A 20,569-nucleotide genomic window follows, 5' to 3' on the forward strand; every position below is an offset into this window, starting at 1 on the left:
AGGTCAGGCCGCGAGCGCGACCGGACCGCGGGGGCGGGCGACGGTGAGCCGTCGCGTGACCCGGCCCGTCAGATCGACGAGGCGCAGGCCGAGCGCCCCGGCGACGGCCTCGAGCACCTCGGAGCTCGGCTCCTTGCGCCCGCGCTCGACCTCGGAGAGGTACTGCATCGAGACGCCGGCGTCGGTGGCGACGTCGGCCAGCGTCCGCCCCTGCTCGCGCCGCTCGTCGCGGAGCACGTCGCCGACCGCTTCGCGCCAGAGCGGCTGGACCTCGTCCGCGCCGTCGGGCGGCGGCGCGGGCCGCTGCGGGAGCCGGATGATGTCGCCCATGGCCGCACCCTAGGCCCGCGGCGCGCCCACCGCGAGGGCTGTTCGCCGCCGGCGAACGGCGTCCGCGGGTCAGACCCGCCGGCAGAGGAACCCGTGGCTGCGGCCCTCGACGACCGGGGCGTCCTCGACGAGCTCGAAGCCGGAGATCGACACCATCGTGCGGACCAGGTGCGGCGTGAGGAGCCACCACCACGGACCGAAGCGCGGTGCGCCGTCGACGGGGTCGGTCCACTCGGGGATCGGCGCCCCCGTGATGCCATGGACCCTGATCTGGGCCCTTTCGAAGTACTCGTGGAGGACACGGTGCTGGTGCTCGTCCAGCGCCGGCAGGAAGAACGTCCCGGCACCGCGGAAGTCGAGCGTCCCGGCCGAGTTGGAGATGATCTCGGGTACGACCATGCTGACCAGGATCAGGTGCTCCTTGGTGATGGCGCGGAGGTTGCGCAGGCAGCCCATCGGGTCCGGCATGTGGTAGATCACCCCGGAGCAGTGGACGAGGTCCCTCGCGGCGACCCGTTCCGGCAGGTCCGGCGCCATCACGTCGGCCGAGATCCGCTCGTAGTCGGTCAGGCCCATCCCGGCCATGCGCTCGTCGAACGCCGCCCAGAGCCTGTGATCGGGCGGCGCGATGTCCGCCATCGCAGCGGAGGCGGCTCCCGCCTTGAGCGCGTCGGAGACCCGCTCGTTCGTGGTCCCCCAGAGGCCGCCCACGTCGACGAACGAGCGCCCTCCCGCGAGCTCGGCGATCCAGCGCTGAGTGATCTTCACGTGCCCTCCCTGTGCGACCACTGTGACACCCCAAGGTCGCACAGCCGCGACCCGGAGTACCTGAGAGCCAGGGCGACAACTTCCTGAGGAACGCGTCAGACCGTCGCGGCGGCGGCACGCTCCCGGAAGTAGTCGGCGGCCAGGACGGGCGCGTAGACGGCGCCGCCGCCGATGGGCGGGTCGAGCGGTCTGACGACCTGGTCCATGTCCGCCTCCATGAACATGATCAGGCTGATCAGCTCCTCGGACGGCGCCTCGGCGGGAGGCGGGAGCACCCGGTGCCTGGTCGAGCGCCACCGGTCCCCGGTCCAGCGGGCGAGCATGTCGGCGATGTTGATGGTGAGCGCGCCCTCGACGTACGGCGCGTCGGCCCACTCGCCGTCGCGCGTCTGCACCTGCAGGCCGCCGTACCCGGGCTGGCGGTCGAGGATCGTGAGCATGCCCCAGTCGGTGTGGGGCGCGACGCGGTACTGCCCCTCCTGGGCGGCGCCGGTCTCGGTCAGGGCGGGGTAGCGGTTGATGTTGTAGGTGTGCGGCGATCGCTGCGCACGCTCACGGAAGTAGCCCTCGGGCAGGCCGAGCGCCGTGGCGAGGACCGTCAGCAGGTCGTCGTACAGCGCGCGGGCCTGGTCCATGAAGACCGTCGACAGCCGCTCGAGCTCGGGCACCTCGGCCGGCCAGACGTTGGGCAGGAACCACTCCTCGTCGATCTCCGGGTCGCCGGTGGAGAAGTCGCGGCCGAGAGTCAGGCTCTCCTTCAGGTCGGCCTTGGAGGCGTCGGCAGCCTCGCCGTAGAACGCGTTGGCCTCGGCACCCTTCGCCAGCCAGCCGCGGCCGCCGACGCGGGTGCGGTACGGCTCCTTCTGCTCGGCCGGCAGCCCGAAGAACCGCTTGGCGGCGGCCCGGATGTCGGCGAGCAGCCCGGGGTCGATGCCGTGGCCGCTCACCAGGAAGAAGCCGGAGTCCTGCATCGCCGCGTCGAGGCGTACGGCGAGCGCCTGCCGCTGCTCCGCGTCTCCGCTGCGCCACGCGGCGATGTCGATCAGGGGGATGTCGGGCGTGGACATGTGCCCACGGTAGGACGGGTGTGTTGCCTCCGGGTTTCAGCGCGCCCGGGCGGTCGCGACGGCAGCGGCGGGGGAGCCGTGGTGGACCGGCCCGTGGCCCGGCACGAGGACGTCGGCCTCGACGCCGGCGATGGTGTCCAGCGCCCGCTCGGCCTGCTCGAGGTCGTGGTGGAAGAACGACGCGATCCGCTGCGGGCCCCTCACCCCGCTCAACGGGTGACCGGTGACCAGCGCGTCGCCGGTGAGCAGGACCCGTTCGACCAGGTAGGCGGTGTGCCCGCTGGTGTGGCCGGGCGTCGGCACCGGCACCGGGGAGCCGGGTACGTCGAGCGGCCCGTCGGCCGCACGCGGGAACTCGGTCGTACGCGGAACCTGCCGGTCGCGCAGGGCGCCGTTGCTGAGCAGCTCCCTGATCCACGGCCAGGCGCGCGGGCGCCACGCGATCCGCGCGATGTCGGCCGGCCCGGCCTGCTCCAGGAACTCCCGCCGCGCGTGGGCCGCCTCCGTCGCGGAGGCGTGCACCGGGACGTCGTACGTCGTGAGCAGGCCGGGCAGACCGCCGAGGTGGTCGATGTGCGCATGCGTGAGAAGCACCGCGCGGAGGGTGCCACCGACCTCGGCGAGCGACTCGAGCACCTCCGGCAGGTCGCCGGGGTAGCCGCCGTCGACGAGGGTGAGGTCGTCGCCGTCCCTGAGGACCGTCCAGTTCACGGCGGTTCCGGCGACGGCGTACACCTGCGGGGTGACCTCGGTGATGCGCATCGCTCAGCCGCCCGTCACCAGCCGCGCTCGCGCCACTCGGCGAGGTGCGGGCGCTCGGCGCCCAGCGTCGAGTCGTCGCCGTGGCCCGGGTAGAACCAGGTCGCGTCGGGCAGCCGCTGGAAGATGCGCGCCTCGACGTCGTTGATCAGCTGCTCGAACCGCGCCGCGTCGCCCTGGGTGTTGCCGACGCCGCCGGGGAAGAGCGAGTCGCCCGTCCACAGGTGCGGGTCACCGTCGGGGTCGTCGTACAGCAGCGCGATCGAGCCGGGCGTGTGACCGCGCAGCGCGATCACCTCGAGGGTCGACTCGCCGACCGTCACGGTGTCGCCCTGGACGACAGTGCGGGTGATGGGCACGCCGGTCGCCTCGGTGATGGCGGCGGCGTCGGGCTCGCCCGCCACCGTGGCGGCGCCGGTCGCGTCGACGACCTCCTTCAGCGCGCGGTGGTGGTCCCAGTGCTGGTGGGTGGTGACGACGGTGGCCAGTGAGCCGCCGGTGAGCGGAAGGAGTACGTCGGCCTCGGCCGCGGCGTCCACGAGCAGCTGCTCCCCGGTGTGGTTGCAGCGCAGGAGGTAGCAGCCGTTGGACATCTTCTCGTCGACCGCGACCTTCGTGATCGTCAGGTGCGTCAGCTCGCGTACGTCGGCCGGCCCGCCCGGCTTCACGGTGCCTGTGTAGGTCATCGTCGTCTCCTCACCAGTTGCCGATGGTCGGCAGGGGCCCGCCCTCGGCCGTCAGGCGGTCCACGCCGCCGCGGCCGGTGAGCCACCAGCCCAGGTCTGCGACGCTACCGGAGACCACGGGCCCGCCGTCGCCGGCCATCCACTCCTCGCCGGTGTCGGTCGCGACCAGCCGCACCGGCGCGTGCTGCCGGACCCGGCGTGCTACCAGGTGCGCGCTGAACTCCGGGGACCAGTCGGCGCAGGAGTAGCCGGCCGCGAGGTCGGCGTGGTGGATCTCGGTCTCCGTCAGGCGCATCGAGATCGTGTCGCCCGCGGTGAAGGTCTTGTCACCGGCCGGCGTACGCCGGATCGTCGTGCCCCACGCGTCCGGCGGCACCAGCGCGAGGGCGCCGGCGAAGCCGCGGACCGCAGTGTGCAACCGCGTGCGGAGCTCCGCGGGCGGATGGGTGGCGAGGTCGTCGATGTCGCCGTCGCGTGCGTCCTGCGAGGCGTACATCGGCACGTCCATGCCCGCCGCCACCCCGGCCAGGGCAGCGGCCAGGGCCTCACCGTTGAGGACCAGGTGGGCGACCACGTGCCCGCGGCTCCAGTCGGGCAGCCCGGAGGGCTCGGCCAGCGCTGCTTCGGGCAGCCCGTCGACCGTGGCCAGCAGCTGTTCCGTCGCGGCGTCGAGCAGGGTCCGGGGGTCCCGCGGGTCGCTCATGGATCCACTCAAGCAGACCGGAGGAGGGCTCGCCTGCACAAACTGTCGGCGGTCCGTGAGATCGTGCACAGCATGCGTGACGCGCTTTCCCCGTCGCGTAGGATGACGAACACATGTTCGACGGTCTCGACACGGCTCGAGCGGGAAGGTCTGACCCAGTGGCGGAGCAGCAGCTGATCATCCGGGGCGCCCGGGAGCACAACCTCAAGGACATCTCTCTCGATCTGCCCCGGGACGCCCTGATCGTCTTCACCGGCCTGTCCGGGAGCGGCAAGTCGAGCCTCGCGTTCGACACCATCTTCGCCGAGGGCCAGCGCCGCTACGTCGAGTCGCTGTCGGCGTACGCCCGGCAGTTCCTGGGCCAGATGGACAAGCCCGACGTCGACTTCATCGAGGGGCTCTCCCCGGCGGTCTCGATCGACCAGAAGTCCACCTCCCGCAACCCGCGCTCGACGGTCGGCACCATCACCGAGGTCTACGACTACCTCCGTCTCCTCTACGCGCGCGCGGGCCGCCCGCACTGCCCGGTCTGCGGTGCACCGATCGAGCGGCAGACGCCGCAGCAGATCGTCGACCACGTCCTCGGCCTCGAGGAGGGCCGCCGGTTCCAGGTCCTCGCGCCCGTCATCCGGGGCCGCAAGGGGGAGTACGTCGAGCTCTTCGGCCAGCTGCAGAGCCAGGGCTACTCCCGTGCGCGGGTCGACGGCGAGACCCACACGCTGGACTCGCCGCCCAAGCTCGACAAGCAGAGGAAGCACACGATCGAGGTCGTCGTCGACCGTCTCCAGGTCAAGGAGTCCTCCAAGCGGCGGCTCACCGACTCGGTCGAGACCGCGCTCGAGCTCGCCGGCGGCCTGGTGGTCTTCGACTTCGTGGACACCGGCGAGCAGATGAAGTTCAGCGAGCGGATGGCGTGCCCCAACGACCACATCCTCGACACCGACGAGCTCGAGCCGCGGTCGTTCTCGTTCAACAGCCCGTTCGGCGCCTGTCCCGCGTGCACCGGTCTCGGCACCCGGATGGAGGTCGACCCCGAGCTGGTGGTCCCCAACCCGCGGGCGACCCTCGCCGAGGGCGCGATCCAGCCGTGGAGCCAGGCCCACGTCGCCGACTACTTCCTCCGGCTCCTCGGTGCGCTCGGCGACGAGCTCGGCTTCGACGTCGACACCCCGTGGGAGGAGATCCCGGAGAAGGCGCGGAAGTCGATCCTCGACGGCCACGGCCGGAAGGTCCACGTCGTCACCACCAACCGCTACGGCCGGGTGCGGTCCTACGACGCCGAGTTCGAGGGCGTCCGTCGCTACGTCGAGCGGCGCCACCACGAGGCGGAGAGTGACACCAGCCGCGAGCGGTTCGAGGGCTTCATGCGCGAGGTCCCGTGCCCGACCTGCGGCGGCAGTCGGCTCAAGCCGGTCTCGATGGCGGTGACGCTGGGGGAGAGGGGCCGCGACGGCAAGAACATCGCCGAGCTGTGCGCGCTGCCGATCAACGAGGCGGCCGCGTGGCTCGACTCCGTCGAGCTGAGCTCGCGCGAGCGGCAGATCGGTGAGCGGGTCCTGAAGGAGATCCAGCAGCGGCTGCGCTTCCTGCTCGACGTCGGCCTCGACTATCTCTCGCTCGACCGACCCTCGGGGTCGTTGTCCGGCGGCGAGGCCCAGCGCATCCGCCTCGCCACCCAGATCGGCGCGGGCCTCGTGGGCGTCCTCTACGTGCTCGACGAGCCGTCGATCGGGCTCCACCAGCGCGACAACCACCGGCTGATCGAGACCCTGATCCGGCTCAAGGACCTCGGCAACACGCTCATCGTGGTCGAGCACGACGAGGACACCATCAAGGTGGCCGACTGGGTGGTCGACATCGGTCCCGGCGCCGGCGAGCACGGCGGCCAGGTGGTCCACAGCGGCACCGTCGCGGAACTGTTCGCCAACGACCACTCGATGACGGGTCAGTATCTCGCCGGCAGGCGCGAGATCCCCGTCCCCGCCGTACGCCGGCCGCGGACGGCCGGCCGCGAGCTCACCGTCCACGGTGCCCGCGAGCACAACCTCCAGGACATCGACGTCACCTTCCCGCTCGGGCTGTTCGTCGCGGTGACGGGCGTCTCCGGCTCCGGGAAGTCGACGCTGGTCAACGACATCCTCTACACCTCGCTGGCCAAGGAGCTCTACGGCGCCCGTGCGGTCCCCGGCCGCCACACCTCGATCAGCGGGCTGGCCAACGTCGACAAGGTGATCCACGTCGACCAGTCGCCGATCGGCCGCACGCCGCGGTCCAACCCGGCGACCTACACCGGCGTCTTCGACCACATCCGCAAGCTGTTCGCCTCGACGCCCGAGGCGAAGATGCGCGGCTACCAGCAGGGCAGGTTCTCCTTCAACGTCAAGGGCGGCCGCTGCGAGGCGTGCTCGGGCGACGGCACGATCAAGATCGAGATGAACTTCCTGCCCGACGTCTACGTCCCCTGCGAGGTCTGCCACGGCGCCCGCTACAACCGCGAGACGCTCGAGGTCCACTACAAGGGCAAGACCATCGCCGAGGTCCTCGACATGCCGATCGAGGAGGCGCAGGACTTCTTCGCGGCGGTCCCGGCCATCGCCCGTCACATGAAGACCCTCGTCGAGGTCGGCCTCGGCTACGTCCGGCTCGGCCAGCCGGCGACCACCCTGTCGGGCGGCGAGGCCCAGCGCGTCAAGCTCTCCTCCGAGCTCCAGAAGCGCTCGACCGGTCGCACCGTCTATGTCCTCGACGAGCCCACGACCGGGCTCCACTTCGAGGACATCCGCAAGCTGCTCGGCGTGCTCTCCAGCCTGGTCGACAAGGGCAACACGGTCCTGGTCATCGAGCACAACCTCGACGTCATCAAGACCGCCGACTGGCTGATCGACATGGGTCCCGAAGGCGGCAACCGCGGCGGCACCGTCGTCGCGGAGGGCACTCCCGAGACCGTGGCGGCGACCCCGGGGAGCTACACCGGACAGTTCCTCCGGCCGCTCCTCGACGGGCGCGAGGCGGAGCAGCTGGTCGACGGCACGCTGGTCGACGTGGCGGAGTCATCGGCCACGTCGAGGTCCGGGGCCACCAAGACCACCAAGACCACCAAGACCGCGAAGAGCGCCAAGTCGGCGCGCAGCAAGACCACGCCCAAGAAGGCCGCCGCCGGCTGAGCTGTTCCCTGACCCGGGCACCGGTCACGGACTGGTCACGATTCGCCCCGTCGGTGTCCCGGGCCGTCCCCACGCTTTACCTTCCCCTCAGGCAGAGTGAAAGGAGGCGACGGTGGACGAGGACGCATGCGCGAGCCGTCGCAGGGCGCTGTGTGGTCTGGCCGGCGCCGGTCTCGGCCTGCCACTGCTGTCCGGCTGCCTGGACAAGAAGTGGGGTTCGGAGACGAAGACCGGGCTGAAGTCGAGCGGCTCGGGCCCGCTCGAGCTCACCGCCGCAGACGTCCCGGTCGGCGGCGGCGTGGTCGTGAAGGACCGCAACATCGTGGTCACCCAGCCGAAGGAGGGCGTGGTCAGGATGTTCGTGGCCACCTGCACCCATGGCGCCGCCTGCCAGGTGACGAAGGTCCGGGACCGCGAGATCATCTGCATCTGCCACGGCAGCAGGTTCGCGATCGCCGACGGGTCCGTGCTCCACGGTCCGGCACCCGATCCGCTCACGACGCAGCCGTTCCGGGTCGGGGAGCACGGCCGTCTCGTCCCGGAGGGGACGGCCGGCGCCTCGGTGCCGCCGATCTGACCCAGACGCGGGTGAACCATCCGCAGGCTCCCGTCGTGTCGTAGACAGACCAGTCACCGAGCACGTCCCGGGAGGATCGGCCATGGACCACCAGCGACCCCGCACCAGTCGCCGACACCTGCTCACTGGATCCGCCGCGGCCGGCGTCGGCCTGCCGCTGCTCGCGGCCTGCGGCTCCGACTCCGGCGAGGGGGCCGATCCGGCCGCCTCGGATTCGGCGTCGAGCCCTCCGTCGAGCACCCCGAGCGCGGCGGCGACCAGCTCGGCGCCGAGCAGCCGCGCTGCGGGGTCGTCGTCGGCGGCGCCGTCGAGCCCGGCGGCCGCGGGCCTGGTGGCGACCAGCGAGGTGCCGGTGGGCGGCGGAGTCGTGATCGCCAAGGAGAAGGTCGTCGTCGTACAGCCGACCAAGGGGCAGTTCAAGGGCTGGTCGTCGACGTGCACCCACATGGGCTGCACGGTCGGCACCGTGTCGGACGGGCTCATCCACTGCCCTTGCCACGGCAGCGAGTACTCCATCGAGGACGGCTCGGTCCAGGGCGGCCCGGCCCCGAGGGGCCTGCCTGCTGTCGCGGTGAAGGTCGTCGGCGGAGAGGTCGACCTCGCCTGACGGGCGAAGCGGGACCGCCGGCGTCACAGCACGGCGACTCCCGGCGCGCCCGAGCGGGCACGTACTGTCGTGGTGGACGACCCGAGCGAGAAGGAGCCGCGGATGGGCCAGGGACCGGCCGAGAGCGACCGAGGGCTGACCCGCCGCCGCGTGCTCGGCGGTGCCGTCACGGCGGGAGTCGGGCTGCCCGTCCTCGCCGCGTGCGGCGGGGGCGGCAGCGACACCGCGTCGGGGCCGACCGGCTCCGGTCCGCTGCTGAAGGTGAGCGAGATCCCCGAGGGCGGCGGCGTCGTGGTCGCCGACCGCAACCTGGTGGCGACGCAGCCGTCCAAGGGCACCTACAAGCTCTTCGTGGGCACGTGCACGCACCAGGGCTGCCAGGTCCAGGAGGTGCAGGACGGCACCATCGACTGCCCCTGCCACGGCAGCCGGTTCTCGATCGAGGACGGCTCGGTGGTCCAGGGGCCCGCGACGAAGGCCCTTCCCGAGGTGGACTTCTCGGTGAAGGGCGGGGAGATCGTCCCCGAGACCTGAGCGTCCAGGCGCCCGGTCAGGCTCCGGCGCCGGCGAGCGCCTGACGGCGCCAGCGCTCGTCGCGCGGCGAACGGCGCCGGTCGAGGCGCTCGTCGAGCAGCACCCGGGCCTCGTCCCACCGGTCGGCGCGCAGGAGCGCCGCGATCCGGGTCTCCTCGATGATCTCCCGCTGCGCGTCGGAGCCGCCGAGACGGCGGATCTGCGGAGCAAGCGTGCCCAGGTCGTCGGCGGCCTTCGACGGCTCCCCGGACCCCATCAGGTCGAGCGCACCGGCGAGCGGCGCGACCACCTCGCGCATCGTGGGGTGCCGGTGGCTCCCCGCCCAGGCCCTCATGGTGCGGAGCGCGGCGACGTCGCCGACGGCGAGGTGGGTGATGGCGGTGTGCATCGCCAGGAACGGGGTCGCCGGCCGCTCCATGGTCGCGCGTCCGGTGACGCGGATGACCTCGTGGATGTCCGGGACGTCGGTGGCGCCGGGCGTCAGGGCCCACCGGAAGAGGAGTGAGCCGCTGTCGACGAGCGCCCGGCAGCCGAGCGCGTTGCCGGGCTGCAGCTGCGACTCGTAGCGGCGGCGTACGGCGTCGAGGTCGCCCAGCGACAGCTCGTGGAGCGCGGCGTGCCACGAGAAGTGGGACAGGCTGTCGATGTCGGCGCCGTCGCCGAGCACCCAGTCCGACATCCACGCCAGGCCGGCCTCGTGGTCCCCGGTCTCGTAGTGCGCGTGCGCCCGGGCGTGCGCCGAGTGGCCGGCACCGGGCTCGACGGAGAGGCTGCGACAGGAGAGCTCCATGGCCTCGTCGAAGCGGCGCTGCTCCTGCCGGATGAAGGCGAGCAGGCCGGAGAACCACCAGTCGTCGCCGTACGACGGCGCGGCGCGCTCCACGATCGCCCACGCCTCCTCGGGCACCTCGGTGGCGCCGGCGAACGCGATCGTCGGGACGGCGGTCGAGAGCAGCAGGGCGTCGCGGGGATACGTCGCGAGGTGGTCGATCAGCGGGCGCGAGTCGCCGCGGATGTGGGCCGCGACGGCGTGGACGTGGCTGCGCTCGCGCTCCGAGGACCGGGCCGCGTGGAGCTCGGCGCTGGCCAGCCGGGCGGCGACGTCGACGGGCGCGCACATCTCGTGGCCCAGCAGCGCGAGGGCGGCGTGGCCGAGCCCGAAGGTCGGGTCGTGGACGATCGACTCCGCGATGTGCTCGAGGGCGCCGGTACGCAGGCGCAGCACGTCGAGCAGACCTCGGTTGTAGGCGCTGGCTGCCTCAGCGGTCGTGCCGAGGTCGTAGCCGTAGGCATCGCGGCTCATGGAACTAGACTAAACTACTCAACATTCATCGGGCGGTTGGGTGCGGCCCGATTATGTCGGACCCCGCCCGTAGGGTGGAAGGGTGCCAGACCCCCGCAGCTATCGTCCGAAGACGGGAGACATCCCGACCCAGCCGGGGGTCTACCGCTTCCGCGACCCGAAGGGCCGGGTCATCTACGTCGGCAAGGCTGTCAACCTGCGCGCCCGACTGTCCAACTACTTCCAGCCGCTCCACAGCCTCCACCCGCGCACCGCGACGATGGTGACGTCGGCGGCGAGCGTCGAGTGGACGGTCGTCAACACCGAGGTCGAGGCGCTCCAGCTGGAGTACAGCTGGATCAAGGAGTTCGACCCGCGGTTCAACGTGAAGTACCGCGACGACAAGTCCTACCCCTGGCTCGCGGTCACGGTCGGCGAGGAGTTCCCGCGGGTGATGGTCGGCCGCGGCGCCAAGCGGAAGGGGACCCGCTACTTCGGCCCCTACAGCCACGCCTGGGCGATCCGCGAGACCGTCGACATCCTGCTGCGGGTCTTCCCGATGCGCTCGTGCAGCGCGGGCGTCTTCAAGCGCAGCCAGCAGATCGGCCGGCCCTGCCTGCTGGGCTACATCGACAAGTGCTCGGCGCCGTGCGTCGGCAAGATCAGCCCCGAGGACCACCGTCGGATCGTCGACGACTTCTGCGACTTCATGGCCGGCCACACCGCGCCGTTCATGCGCGCCATCGAGAAGGAGATGTACGCCGCCAGCGAGGCCCTCGACTTCGAGAAGGCCGCCCGGCTGCGTGACGACCTCGGCGCGATGCAGCGCGCGCTGGAGAAGCAGGCGGTCGTGCTGGGCGACGGCGCGGACGCCGACGTGATCGCGCTCGCCGAGGACCCGCTCGAGGTCGGAGTGCAGATCTTCTACGTGCGCGGCGGCCGCATCCGCGGTCAGCGCGGCTGGGTCGCCGACCGGATGGACGAGGGCGACACTCCGGAGCTGGTGGAGCAGTTCCTCCTGCAGCTCTACGCCGGCGAGGACGCCGAGGGGATCCCGCGCGAGATCCTGGTTCCCGCGCTGCCGCCGGACGTCGACACCCTGGAGGAGCTGCTGTCCGACGTACGCCGGGCGAAGGTGCGCATCAGGGTGCCGCAGCGCGGCGACAAGAAGACCCTCCAGGAGACGGTCGCCAACAACGCGAAGCAGGCCCTCGCGCTCCACAAGACCAAGCGGGCGAGCGACCTCACGACCCGCAACCGCGCGCTCGAGGAGATCCAGGAGGCACTCGAGCTCGACGACGTTCCGCTGCGGATCGAGTGCTACGACATCTCCCATCTGCAGGGCAGCGAGATCGTCGCGAGCATGGTCGTCTTCGAGGACGGCCTGGCCCGCAAGAGCGAGTACCGCCGGTTCGTCATCCGGGGCCAGGAGGGCTCCGACGACGTCCGCGCGATGCACGAGGTCATCACGCGCCGCTTCCGGCGGCTGCTCGACGAGCAGGCGACGAGCGTCCCGGCCGGCAGCGACGGCGCCCCGATCGGCGCCGACGACGCGGCCGGCCCGATGCTCGTCGACCCCGAGACCGGTCGCCCGCGCAAGTTCGCCTACGCGCCCGGGCTCGTGGTCGTCGACGGCGGCGCCCCCCAGGTCGCGGCGGCGGAGCGGGCCCTCGCGGAGCTCGGCATCGACGACGTCCCGGTCGCCGGCCTGGCCAAGCGGCTCGAGGAGGTCTGGGTGCCCGGCCAGGCGGACCCGGTGATCCTCCCGAGGACCTCCGAGGGGCTCTACCTCCTGCAGCGGATCCGCGACGAGGCACACCGGTTCGCGATCACCCACCATCGCTCGCGGCGCAGCAAGTCGATGGTCGAGAGCCTGCTTGACGACGTCCCGGGGCTGGGTGAGGTGCGCCGCAAGACCCTGCTCAAGCACTTCGGCTCGCTCAAGAAGCTGCGCGCCGCGACCGAGGCCGAGATCGGCGAGGTCCCCGGCATCGGCCCGTCGACCGCCGCCGCGATCAAGAAGGCTGTCGCCGAGACCGCCGCCGGTGGCAGGGTTTCGGTCAACACCGCGACCGGCGAGATCGAGGAGTCCTAGCGTGAGCATGGAGCAGACCCCCTCCGCCCCGGCGACCGGCGAGCTCGTCGTCGTCACCGGGATGACCGGCGCCGGCCGCAGCACCGCGGCCAAGGAGCTGGAGGACCTCGGCTTCTTCGTGGTCGACAACCTCCCGCCGAGCCTGCTGCCCGACGTCGTACGCCTCGTCGACGAGTCGCGCGGCCCGCAGCAGCCGGTGGCCGTGGTCGTCGACGTACGCTCCGGGTCCTTCTTCGACCAGCTGCAGGAGATCATCGAGAAGCAGGAGACCGACCGGACGGCGACGCTGGTGTTCCTCGACGCCTCCGACGAGGTGCTCGTTCGCCGCCAGGAGGTCGCCCGCCGGCCTCACCCCCTGCAGGGCAGCGACCGGCTGTTGGTCGGTCTCGAGCGCGAACGGAAGGTGATGGCCGACCTCCGCGCGAGCGCCGACCTCGTCATCGACACCACCGCGCTCAACGTCCACCAGCTCACCGACCGGATCGCGGAGGCGTTCGGCACGCCCGGCACCACCCGGCTGAAGGTCTCGGTGGTGAGCTTCGGGTTCAAGTACGGCATCCCGGTCGACGCCGACTTCGTCGCCGACATGCGCTTCCTGCCCAACCCGCACTGGATCCCCGAGCTGCGGGCCGGCAACGGGCGCGACAACCCCGAGGTCGCCGGCTACGTCTACACCAGGCCGGGGGCGCAGGAGTTCCTCGACGGCTACGTGCCGGTGCTGGAGGGCGTCGCGCAGGGCTACCTGCGGGAGGGGAAGCGGTTCATGAGGGTGGCGGTCGGCTGCACCGGCGGCAAGCACCGCAGCGTGGCGATGGCCGAGGAGATCGCGCGGCGCCTGCGCGAGGACGGCATCGAGGCGCGCCCGGTGCACCGCGACCTCGGGCGGGAGTGAGCGGCGGTGAACACCGACGACCGGGCCCAGCGGGTGGTCGCCTTCGGCGGCGGCCACGGCCTGCACGCCTCGCTCAGCGCGCTCCGGCTGCTCGTCGACGATCTGACCGTCGACGAGCTCTCCGCGATCGTCACGGTCGCCGACAACGGCGGCTCCTCGGGGCGCCTGCGCCGCGAGTTCGGCGTGCTCCCGCCCGGCGACCTCCGGATGGCGCTGGCCGCGCTCTGCGGCGACGACCGCTGGGGCGACACCTGGGCCAAGGTGATGCAGCACCGCTTCGCCGGCGACGGCGAGATGCGCGGACACAACCTCGGCAACTTCCTCATCGTCGGGCTGTGGGAGCTGCTCGGCGACCATGTCGAGGCGCTCGACTGGGTCGGCCGGCTCCTCGGCGCGAAGGGCCGGGTCCTCCCGATGGCGCTGGTGCCCATGGACATCGAGGCGGAGGTCCGCGGCCTCGACCCGTCCGACCCCGAGCTGCTGACGACGGTTCGCGGCCAGGTCGAGGTGGCGACCACCGACGGCATCATCGACTCGATCGCCCTGCTCCCCGACAATCCGCCGGCGGCACCCGAGGCGCTGGCGGCGATCGCCGCCGCGGAGTGGGTCTTCCTCGGCCCCGGCTCGTGGTTCACCTCGGTGATCCCGCACCTGATGGTCTCAGCGCTCCACGAGGCGCTCGTGTCGACCGACGCGAACGTGGTCGTGGTCCTCAACCTCGCCGAGCAGGCGGGGGAGACGCCCGGGTTCGGCCCCTCCGACCACCTGGCCGTGCTCGCGGCGCACGCGCCGGACCTGCGGATCCACACCGTGCTCGCCGACAGCTCGATGGAGGGCCTCGACGAGCTCGCCGACACCGCCAAGGCCTATGGCGCCAGGCTGGTCGTCGACGACGTAGCGATCGGCGACGGGACGCCGCGGCACGACCCGGCGCGGCTCGCGGCGGCGTACGCCCGCATCATGAGTCACGGCTGACGTCGTCATCTCCATCACAGCCCCGCGCAGCGTCCCCACCAGGGCGGCCGGGGGTCGTTGACGAACGTGAAAGACTCCGAGACATGGCGATGACGGGACAGGTGAAGGCCGAGCTCGCCTCCACCCAGATCACGAAGACCTGCTGTCGGAAGGCCGAGGTCGCCTCGACCCTCAGATTCGCCGGGGGGATCCACATCGTCGGCGGCAGGATCGTCGTCGAGGCCGAGCTCGACACCGGAGCCGCCGCCAGAAGGCTGCGGAAGGACATCTCCGAGATCTACGGCCACAGCGCCGAGGTCGCGATCGTCCAGGCCAACGGCATCCGGAAGGGCAGCCGCTACATCGTCCGGGTGGTGAAGGACGGCGAGGCGCTGGCCCGCCAGACCGGGCTTCTCGACCAGCGTGGCCGCCCCGTCCGCGGACTGCCGCCTGCGGTCGTGTCCGGCGGGGCGTGCGACGCGGTCGCGGCCTGGCGCGGCGCGTTCCTCGCCCACGGCTCTCTGACCGAGCCCGGCCGGTCCTCCTCGCTCGAGGTCACCTGTCCCGGCTCCGAGGCTGCGCTCGCGCTCGTCGGGGTCGCCCGCCGCCTCGGCATCCAGGCGAAGGCCCGGGAGGTCCGCGGCGTCGACCGGGTCGTGATCAGGGACGGCGACGCGATCGGCCAGCTGCTCACCCGGCTGGGCGCCCACGAGACGCTGATGGCCTGGGAGGAGCGTCGGATGCGCCGCGAGGTCCGCGCCACCGCCAACCGGCTCGCCAACTTCGACGACGCCAACCTGCGCCGCTCCGCCCGCGCCGCCGTGGCCGCAGGTGCCCGCGTCGAGCGCGCCCTGGAGATCCTCGGCGACGAGGTCCCCGACCACCTGCGCCAGGCCGGCAACCTCCGGCTGGAGCACAAGCAGGCCTCGCTCGAGGAGCTGGGCCAGCTGCACGACCCGGTGCTCACCAAGGACGCCATCGCCGGCCGGATCCGGCGCCTCCTGGCGATGGCGGACAAGCGGGCCGAGGAGCTCGGCGTACCCGACACCGAGGCCTCGCTCACCCCCGAGATGCTGGCGGACGACGCCTGAGGTGTGACTCCGCTCGCATTGCGGTGGTTGGATCGTGACAAACGGACACGTGACCCGCCCGGTCCTCTACGTACCCACCCGTAGTCGATAGGGTCGCAGCGTCCCTGACGGAATCGAGCGCAGGAGCCAACAGTGACAGTTCGTGTAGGCATCAACGGCTTCGGCCGGATCGGCCGCAACTTCTTCCGGGCCGTGCAGGCCTCGGACCTGGACATCGAGATCGTGGGCGTCAACGACCTGTCGGACAACGCGACGCTGGCGCACCTGCTGAAGTTCGACACGATTCTCGGGACGCTTTCCGACGAGGTCTCCGCGACCGCGGACTCGATCGTCGTCGGGGGCAGGGAGATCAAGGCGTTCGAGGAGCGCGACCCGGCCAACCTCAAGTGGGCCGACCTCGGCGTCGACGTCGTCATCGAGTCGACCGGCTTCTTCACCGACGCCACCAAGGCCCGCGCCCACGTCGACTCCGGCGGCGCCAAGAAGGTGATCATCTCCGCGCCGGCGAAGAACGAGGACGCCACCCTGGTCATGGGCGTCAACGAGGAGACCTACGACCCCGAGGCCCACACGGTCGTCTCCAATGCCTCCTGCACCACCAACTGCCTGGCGCCGCTGGCCAACGCGCTCCACAAGGGCATCGGCATCGAGCGCGGCTTCATGACGACCGTGCACGCCTACACCGCCGACCAGAACCTCCAGGACAACATCCACAAGGACCTGCGCCGCGCCCGCGCCGCCGCGCTCAACGTCGTACCCACCTCCACAGGGGCCGCGAAGGCGCTCGGCCTCGTCATCCCCGAGCTCAAGGGCAAGCTCGACGGCTACGCGCTGCGCGTGCCGGTGCCGACCGGGTCGATCGTCGACCTCTCCTTCGAGGCCTCGCGGGAGACCAGCATCGAGGAGATCAACGGGATCATGGAGAAGGCCGCCGACGGAAAGTACATCGTCTACTCCACCGACGCGATCGTCTCCTCCGACATCGTCACCAACCCGGCCTCGAGCATCTTCGACGCGCCGCTGACCAAGGTCATCGGCAACCAGGTCAAGGTCGCCTCCTGGTACGACAACGAGTGGGGCTACTCCAACCGCCTCGGCGACCTGGTCGCCTACATGGGGACGAGCCTCTGACACTGATGGCAGCACAGACCCTCGACCAGCTGATCGAGCAGGGCGTGGCGGGCAAGCGCGTCCTCGTCCGCTCCGATCTCAACGTCCCCCTCGACGGCACCACGATCACCGACGACGGCCGGATCCGGGCCAGCGTCCGGACCATCAAGGCGCTCGCCGACGCGGGCGCCCGGGTGGTCGTCGCCGCCCACCTCGGCCGGCCGAAGGGCGAGCCGGACCCGAAGTACTCCCTGGCCCCCGTCGCCGCCCGGCTCGGCGAGCTGCTCGGCACCGAGGTCGCCTTCGCGACCGACACGGTGGGCGAGTCGGCCCGTGCGACGGTGGCGGGCCTGGCCGACGGCCAGGTGGCGCTGCTGGAGAACGTCCGGTTCAACCCCGGCGAGACCAGCAAGGACGACGCCGAGCGCGGGGCGTTCGCCGAAGAGCTGGCCGCGCTCGCTGACGTCTTCGTGAGCGACGGCTTCGGCGTCGTACACCGCAAGCAGGCGAGCGTGTACGACGTCGCCCTGCTGCTCCCGCACGCGATGGGCGGCCTCGTCGCGGCCGAGCTCGACGTGATGAAGCGGCTGACCGAGACGCCGGAGCGGCCGTACGTCGTCGTGCTCGGGGGCTCGAAGGTCTCCGACAAGCTCGGCGTCATCGACAACCTGCTCGGCAAGGCCGACACCCTGCTCATCGGTGGCGGCATGGTGTTCACCTTCCTCGCGGCACAGGGCCACCCGGTGGGCAAGAGCCTGCTCGAGGAGGACCAGATCGAGACCTGCCGGCGCTACCTGCAGCGGGCCGCCGACAGCGGCGTTCAGATCGTGCTGCCGACCGACATCGTGGTCGACACCGCGTTCCCGTCCGGGGACCGCGCACCGAGCCCGCGGGTCGTGCCGGCCGACGCGATCCCCGACGACGCGCTCGGGCTCGACATCGGGCCCGCCTCCGGGATCGCCTTCGCCACCGCGCTCGACGGTGCGAAGACCGTCTTCTGGAACGGTCCGATGGGCGTCTTCGAGGTGCCCGCCTTCGCAGAGGGCACGCGAGCGGTCGCCGACGCGCTGACGCGGATCGACGGCCTCTCGGTCGTCGGCGGTGGCGACTCCGCCGCCGCCGTACGCGCCCTCGGCTTCCCCGATGACGCGTTCGGCCACATCTCCACCGGCGGCGGCGCCAGCCTCGAGTACCTCGAGGGCAAGGAGCTTCCCGGCATCACCGCGCTGGAGGCGCCCGACCGCTCGGTGCTGGAGAGCTGATGGCCGACAAGACGTCCGGCCGCACTCCGCTGATGGCCGGCAACTGGAAGATGAACCTGAACCACCAGGAGGCGGTGGTCCTGGTCCAGAAGCTGGCCTGGACGCTCGCCGACAAACGGCACGACTACAGCGCCGTCGAGGTAGCGATCTTCCCGCCGTACACCGACATCCGGTCGGTCCAGACCCTCATCGACGCCGACCGGATCCCGATCAAGTACGGCGCGCAGAACGTCTCGACCCGCGAGAACGGCGCCTACACCGGCGAGGTCTCGGCCTCGATGCTGGCCAAGCTCGGCTGCAGCTACGTGATTGTGGGGCACTCCGAGCGGCGTGAGCACTACGGCGAGACCGACGAGTGGGTCGCGCTGAAGGCGAAGATCGCGCTCAAGCACGGCATGACGCCGATCGTCTGCGTCGGCGAGGGCCTGGCCCAGCGGCGCGAGGGCAACCACCTCGGGTTCTGCACCGACCAGGTCGACCGGTCGCTCGGCGGGCTCACCGCCACGGAGGTGGCCGGGATCGTCATCGCCTACGAGCCGGTCTGGGCGATCGGCACCGGCGAGACCGCCACCCCGCAGGACGCCGAGGAGGTCTGTGCCGGCATCCGGCAGCAGATCGAGACGTCGTACGGCGGTCCGGCGGCGGACTCCGTCCGGATCCTGTACGGCGGCTCGGTGAAGCCGAACAACGTGGCGGCACTGATGACCGAGCCGGACATCGACGGCGCCCTCGTCGGCGGCGCGAGCCTGCACGTCGACGACTTCGCCGCGATCTGCCGCTACTACGACCTGCCGGTGCTCTGAACCGGCGCGCCTGACGTAGGATTCTCGATCGTGGAACTTCTCTTCACCATCATCCTGATCGCCAGCAGTGTGCTGATGGTCTTGCTGGTCCTGCTGCACAAGGGTCGCGGTGGCGGCCTCTCCGACATGTTCGGTGGTGGTGTGTCCAGCTCCCTGGGAGGCTCGTCGGTCGCGGAGCGCAACCTCGACCGGCTCACGGTCGGCATCGGGGCGATCTGGTTCGCCTGCGTCATCGCGCTGGGGATCCTGCTGGCCTACTGAGGCACGCGGCCAGCGGTCCGCCGTACTGCTCACGCCCGCGGCGCGGGCTCAACACAACAGCGAGAGGACAGATCCGTACATGGCTGGTGGAGGGAACGCGATCCGTGGGAGCCGGGTCGGCGCGGGTCCGATGGGGGAGGCCGAGCGTGGCGAGGCAGCACCCCGGAAGGCCGTGACCTACTTCTGCGCGAACGCCCATCGCTCGGTGATCACCTTCGCGGTCGAGGCCACGCCGCCGGACTCGTGGGACTGCCCCAAGTGCGGTCTGCCCGCCGGGCTCGACGCCGACAACGCGCCGCCGGCGCCGCGGATCGAGCCCTACAAGACCCACCTCGCCTACGTGAAGGAGCGCCGCTCCGAGGAGGAGGCCGAGGACATCCTCGAGGAGGCCATCTCGCTGCTGCGCTCCCGGCGCAAGTCCGGCGAGATCATCTTCTAGAGCGCGTACGCCGACGGGCGGCCTCTCCTGCGGGAGGGCCGCCCGTCGCTCGTTCCCGGGCGCTGCCGGGCTTCCGGGACACGGGAGGACGGTGGCGATGCCGGTGCGCGGGGGAGTAGCCCTCGAGGGAGGACCGGCGGCTCCGGACCGCCGGCAGAGAAGCTCGGGAGCTCGATGATGCGCTCGTTCTCGGCACCCCTGCGCGCCGCGGCGGCCCTCGCCGCCGCGCTGCTCGCCCTGGCGGCCGCGGTGCAGCCGTACGCCGTCGCCTCGCCCGCCTACGGTCGCCAGCACGACCGCCACTACGACCGCCACTACGACCGGCAGGGCCTGATCGCCCTCACTGATGCGTACGTCGCCGCGCTGGTCGCACACGATCCGTCGCAGGTTCCGCTGGCTCACGACGTACGCACGGTGGAGAACCTCCAGCCGATCCAGCCCGGCGAGGGCCTGTGGTCGACGACCACCGGCGGCCCGACCGACTTCCAGATCCATGTGCCGGACCCGCGCCGTCAGACGGCCGGCTACCTCGGCGTGATCGAGGACGACGGCCAGCCGGCGCTCGTGGCGATCCGGCTCCAGCTCGACCACGGCCGGATCGTGCAGGCCGAGCACCTCGTCGCCACCGATCTCGCCGAGGCCAACCTGGAGAACCTCCAGACGCCCCGCCCGGGCCTGCTGGCGGAGGTGCCGCGCCGTCATCGGCTGCCGGAGCGCACGCTGCGGACGATCGGCGCGACGTACTACGACGCGCTCGACGGCAACGACAGCAGCCTCGCGCCGTTCGCCGACGACTGCGAGCGGCACGAGAACGGCCTGGTGACCGCCGGCCCGGACGTCCCGCCGAACGACCCGAGCACCGGATGGCCCGCCGTCCCGGGCGACTGCAAGGGCCAGATCGACAGCCAGGTGTTCACCTACATCAAGACCATCGACGACCGGCGGGTGTTCGCCGCGGACCCGGTGACCGGGCTCGCGATGGGGTTGTCGCACTTCCGTCAGCCGATGGACAACACGCCGTACGACGTCGTCACGGTCGACGGCACCGTGGTGTCGTGGGACCCGGACTTCGACCCGTTCGACCTGCCCGCCGCGCACATCTTCAAGGTGGGCGCCGACCGCCGGCTGCACGAGATCGAGGCGATGGGGTTCGTCGCCCCGCCGAACTCCCCGAGCGGGTGGTGA

21 protein-coding genes are annotated in these 20,569 nt (G+C 71.6%); 14 read left to right on the forward strand and 7 right to left on the reverse strand.

Going from position 1 to position 20,569, the window contains the following annotated elements; translation table 11 throughout:
• Positions 1-3 precede the first annotated feature (3 nt).
• From ABLE53_RS12280 to ABLE53_RS12305, 6 genes are all read right to left on the reverse strand, one after another.
• On the reverse strand, positions 4-330 hold the full coding sequence (locus tag ABLE53_RS12280; RefSeq protein ID WP_348859231.1) for a helix-turn-helix domain-containing protein: 327 nt from the start codon (positions 328-330) through the stop codon (positions 4-6).
• A 69-nt stretch (positions 331-399) separates the two neighbouring features.
• Complete coding sequence (locus ABLE53_RS12285) at positions 400-1,098, reverse strand: class I SAM-dependent methyltransferase (protein WP_348859232.1); 699 nt, start codon at positions 1,096-1,098, stop codon at positions 400-402.
• A 95-nt stretch (positions 1,099-1,193) separates the two neighbouring features.
• The gene (locus ABLE53_RS12290; protein ID WP_348859233.1) at positions 1,194-2,165 is read right to left on the reverse strand and encodes an isopenicillin N synthase family dioxygenase; all 972 of its coding nucleotides are present in this window, start codon (positions 2,163-2,165) and stop codon (positions 1,194-1,196) included.
• A gap of 36 nt (positions 2,166-2,201) precedes the next feature.
• Positions 2,202-2,927, reverse strand: coding sequence for an MBL fold metallo-hydrolase (locus tag ABLE53_RS12295; protein WP_348859234.1), 726 nt, complete (start codon positions 2,925-2,927; stop codon positions 2,202-2,204).
• A gap of 14 nt (positions 2,928-2,941) precedes the next feature.
• Positions 2,942-3,610: an MBL fold metallo-hydrolase gene (locus ABLE53_RS12300; protein ID WP_348859235.1), complete on the reverse strand. Its 669-nt coding sequence runs from the start codon at positions 3,608-3,610 to the stop codon at positions 2,942-2,944.
• Between the two features lie 10 nt (positions 3,611-3,620).
• The gene (locus tag ABLE53_RS12305) at positions 3,621-4,313 is read right to left on the reverse strand and encodes a maleylpyruvate isomerase family mycothiol-dependent enzyme (RefSeq protein ID WP_348859236.1); all 693 of its coding nucleotides are present in this window, start codon (positions 4,311-4,313) and stop codon (positions 3,621-3,623) included.
• 113 nt (positions 4,314-4,426) lie between these two features.
• Here ABLE53_RS12305 and uvrA point away from each other — a divergent pair, with 113 nt between their 5' ends.
• The 4 genes from uvrA (at position 4,427) to ABLE53_RS12325 (ending at position 9,195) form a co-directional block, all read left to right on the forward strand.
• Complete coding sequence (gene uvrA / locus ABLE53_RS12310) at positions 4,427-7,477, forward strand: excinuclease ABC subunit UvrA (protein ID WP_348859237.1); 3,051 nt, start codon at positions 4,427-4,429, stop codon at positions 7,475-7,477.
• A gap of 112 nt (positions 7,478-7,589) precedes the next feature.
• Positions 7,590-8,054, forward strand: a complete 465-nt coding sequence (locus tag ABLE53_RS12315) for a Rieske (2Fe-2S) protein (protein ID WP_348859238.1) — start codon at positions 7,590-7,592, stop codon at positions 8,052-8,054.
• 82 nt (positions 8,055-8,136) lie between these two features.
• Positions 8,137-8,661 carry a Rieske (2Fe-2S) protein gene (locus tag ABLE53_RS12320; protein ID WP_348859239.1) on the forward strand — a complete coding sequence of 175 codons (525 nt, stop codon included), beginning with the start codon at positions 8,137-8,139 and terminating at the stop codon, positions 8,659-8,661.
• A 102-nt stretch (positions 8,662-8,763) separates the two neighbouring features.
• Complete coding sequence (locus ABLE53_RS12325; protein WP_348859240.1) at positions 8,764-9,195, forward strand: Rieske (2Fe-2S) protein; 432 nt, start codon at positions 8,764-8,766, stop codon at positions 9,193-9,195.
• Between the two features lie 16 nt (positions 9,196-9,211).
• Here ABLE53_RS12325 and ABLE53_RS12330 read toward each other — a convergent pair whose 3' ends face one another.
• Entirely contained in the window at positions 9,212-10,498 is a 1,287-nt protein-coding gene (locus ABLE53_RS12330; RefSeq protein WP_348859241.1) for a tetratricopeptide repeat protein, read from the reverse strand.
• Between the two features lie 82 nt (positions 10,499-10,580).
• Between ABLE53_RS12330 and uvrC the strand changes: the two genes are divergently transcribed.
• The 10 genes from uvrC (at position 10,581) to ABLE53_RS12380 (ending at position 20,569) form a co-directional block, all read left to right on the forward strand.
• On the forward strand, positions 10,581-12,572 hold the full coding sequence (gene uvrC, locus ABLE53_RS12335) for an excinuclease ABC subunit UvrC (RefSeq protein ID WP_348859242.1): 1,992 nt from the start codon (positions 10,581-10,583) through the stop codon (positions 12,570-12,572).
• 7 nt (positions 12,573-12,579) lie between these two features.
• Positions 12,580-13,464 carry an RNase adapter RapZ gene (gene rapZ / locus ABLE53_RS12340; protein WP_348859790.1) on the forward strand — a complete coding sequence of 295 codons (885 nt, stop codon included), beginning with the start codon at positions 12,580-12,582 and terminating at the stop codon, positions 13,462-13,464.
• Positions 13,465-13,470: 6 nt separating this feature from the next.
• The gene (locus tag ABLE53_RS12345) at positions 13,471-14,439 is read left to right on the forward strand and encodes a gluconeogenesis factor YvcK family protein (RefSeq protein ID WP_348859243.1); all 969 of its coding nucleotides are present in this window, start codon (positions 13,471-13,473) and stop codon (positions 14,437-14,439) included.
• An 83-nt stretch (positions 14,440-14,522) separates the two neighbouring features.
• Positions 14,523-15,509: a DNA-binding protein WhiA gene (gene whiA / locus ABLE53_RS12350; RefSeq protein ID WP_348859244.1), complete on the forward strand. Its 987-nt coding sequence runs from the start codon at positions 14,523-14,525 to the stop codon at positions 15,507-15,509.
• 132 nt (positions 15,510-15,641) lie between these two features.
• Positions 15,642-16,640: a type I glyceraldehyde-3-phosphate dehydrogenase gene (gene gap, locus ABLE53_RS12355; protein WP_348859245.1), complete on the forward strand. Its 999-nt coding sequence runs from the start codon at positions 15,642-15,644 to the stop codon at positions 16,638-16,640.
• 5 nt (positions 16,641-16,645) lie between these two features.
• Complete coding sequence (locus ABLE53_RS12360) at positions 16,646-17,881, forward strand: phosphoglycerate kinase (protein WP_348859246.1); 1,236 nt, start codon at positions 16,646-16,648, stop codon at positions 17,879-17,881.
• Positions 17,881-18,684, forward strand: a complete 804-nt coding sequence (gene tpiA / locus ABLE53_RS12365) for a triose-phosphate isomerase (RefSeq protein ID WP_348859247.1) — start codon at positions 17,881-17,883, stop codon at positions 18,682-18,684. Before ABLE53_RS12360 ends, tpiA begins: the two co-directional genes overlap by 1 nt.
• 30 nt (positions 18,685-18,714) lie before the next feature.
• Positions 18,715-18,945 (forward strand): preprotein translocase subunit SecG, encoded by a 231-nt coding sequence (secG, locus tag ABLE53_RS12370; RefSeq protein WP_348859248.1) that lies wholly within the window; start codon positions 18,715-18,717, stop codon positions 18,943-18,945.
• Positions 18,946-19,024: 79 nt separating this feature from the next.
• Positions 19,025-19,384: an RNA polymerase-binding protein RbpA gene (locus tag ABLE53_RS12375; protein ID WP_348859249.1), complete on the forward strand. Its 360-nt coding sequence runs from the start codon at positions 19,025-19,027 to the stop codon at positions 19,382-19,384.
• Positions 19,385-19,561: 177 nt separating this feature from the next.
• Positions 19,562-20,569: a DUF8021 domain-containing protein gene (locus ABLE53_RS12380; RefSeq protein ID WP_348859250.1), complete on the forward strand. Its 1,008-nt coding sequence runs from the start codon at positions 19,562-19,564 to the stop codon at positions 20,567-20,569.

It is taken from the genome of Nocardioides asiaticus (assembly GCF_040049175.1).
Lineage (GTDB): Bacteria > Actinomycetota > Actinomycetes > Propionibacteriales > Nocardioidaceae > Nocardioides > Nocardioides cheoyonin.

Bases quoted from the DNA above. Each gene is read 5' to 3' on its own strand.
- ABLE53_RS12280 (WP_348859231.1), bottom strand. From the start codon at position 330: ATGGGCGACATCATCCGGCTCCCGCAGCGGCCCGCGCCGCCGCCCGAC.
- ABLE53_RS12290 (WP_348859233.1), bottom strand. From the start codon at position 2,165: ATGTCCACGCCCGACATCCCCCTGATCGACATCGCCGCGTGGCGCAGC.
- ABLE53_RS12295 (WP_348859234.1), bottom strand. From the start codon at position 2,927: ATGCGCATCACCGAGGTCACCCCGCAGGTGTACGCCGTCGCCGGAACC.
- ABLE53_RS12300 (WP_348859235.1), bottom strand. From the start codon at position 3,610: ATGACCTACACAGGCACCGTGAAGCCGGGCGGGCCGGCCGACGTACGC.
- ABLE53_RS12305 (WP_348859236.1), bottom strand. From the start codon at position 4,313: ATGAGCGACCCGCGGGACCCCCGGACCCTGCTCGACGCCGCGACGGAA.
- uvrA (WP_348859237.1), top strand. From the start codon at position 4,427: ATGTTCGACGGTCTCGACACGGCTCGAGCGGGAAGGTCTGACCCAGTG.
- ABLE53_RS12320 (WP_348859239.1), top strand. From the start codon at position 8,137: ATGGACCACCAGCGACCCCGCACCAGTCGCCGACACCTGCTCACTGGA.
- ABLE53_RS12325 (WP_348859240.1), top strand. From the start codon at position 8,764: ATGGGCCAGGGACCGGCCGAGAGCGACCGAGGGCTGACCCGCCGCCGC.
- ABLE53_RS12330 (WP_348859241.1), bottom strand. From the start codon at position 10,498: ATGAGCCGCGATGCCTACGGCTACGACCTCGGCACGACCGCTGAGGCA.
- rapZ (WP_348859790.1), top strand. From the start codon at position 12,580: ATGGAGCAGACCCCCTCCGCCCCGGCGACCGGCGAGCTCGTCGTCGTC.
- whiA (WP_348859244.1), top strand. From the start codon at position 14,523: ATGGCGATGACGGGACAGGTGAAGGCCGAGCTCGCCTCCACCCAGATC.
- ABLE53_RS12360 (WP_348859246.1), top strand. From the start codon at position 16,646: ATGGCAGCACAGACCCTCGACCAGCTGATCGAGCAGGGCGTGGCGGGC.
- tpiA (WP_348859247.1), top strand. From the start codon at position 17,881: ATGGCCGACAAGACGTCCGGCCGCACTCCGCTGATGGCCGGCAACTGG.
- ABLE53_RS12375 (WP_348859249.1), top strand. From the start codon at position 19,025: ATGGCTGGTGGAGGGAACGCGATCCGTGGGAGCCGGGTCGGCGCGGGT.
- ABLE53_RS12380 (WP_348859250.1), top strand. From the start codon at position 19,562: ATGCGCTCGTTCTCGGCACCCCTGCGCGCCGCGGCGGCCCTCGCCGCC.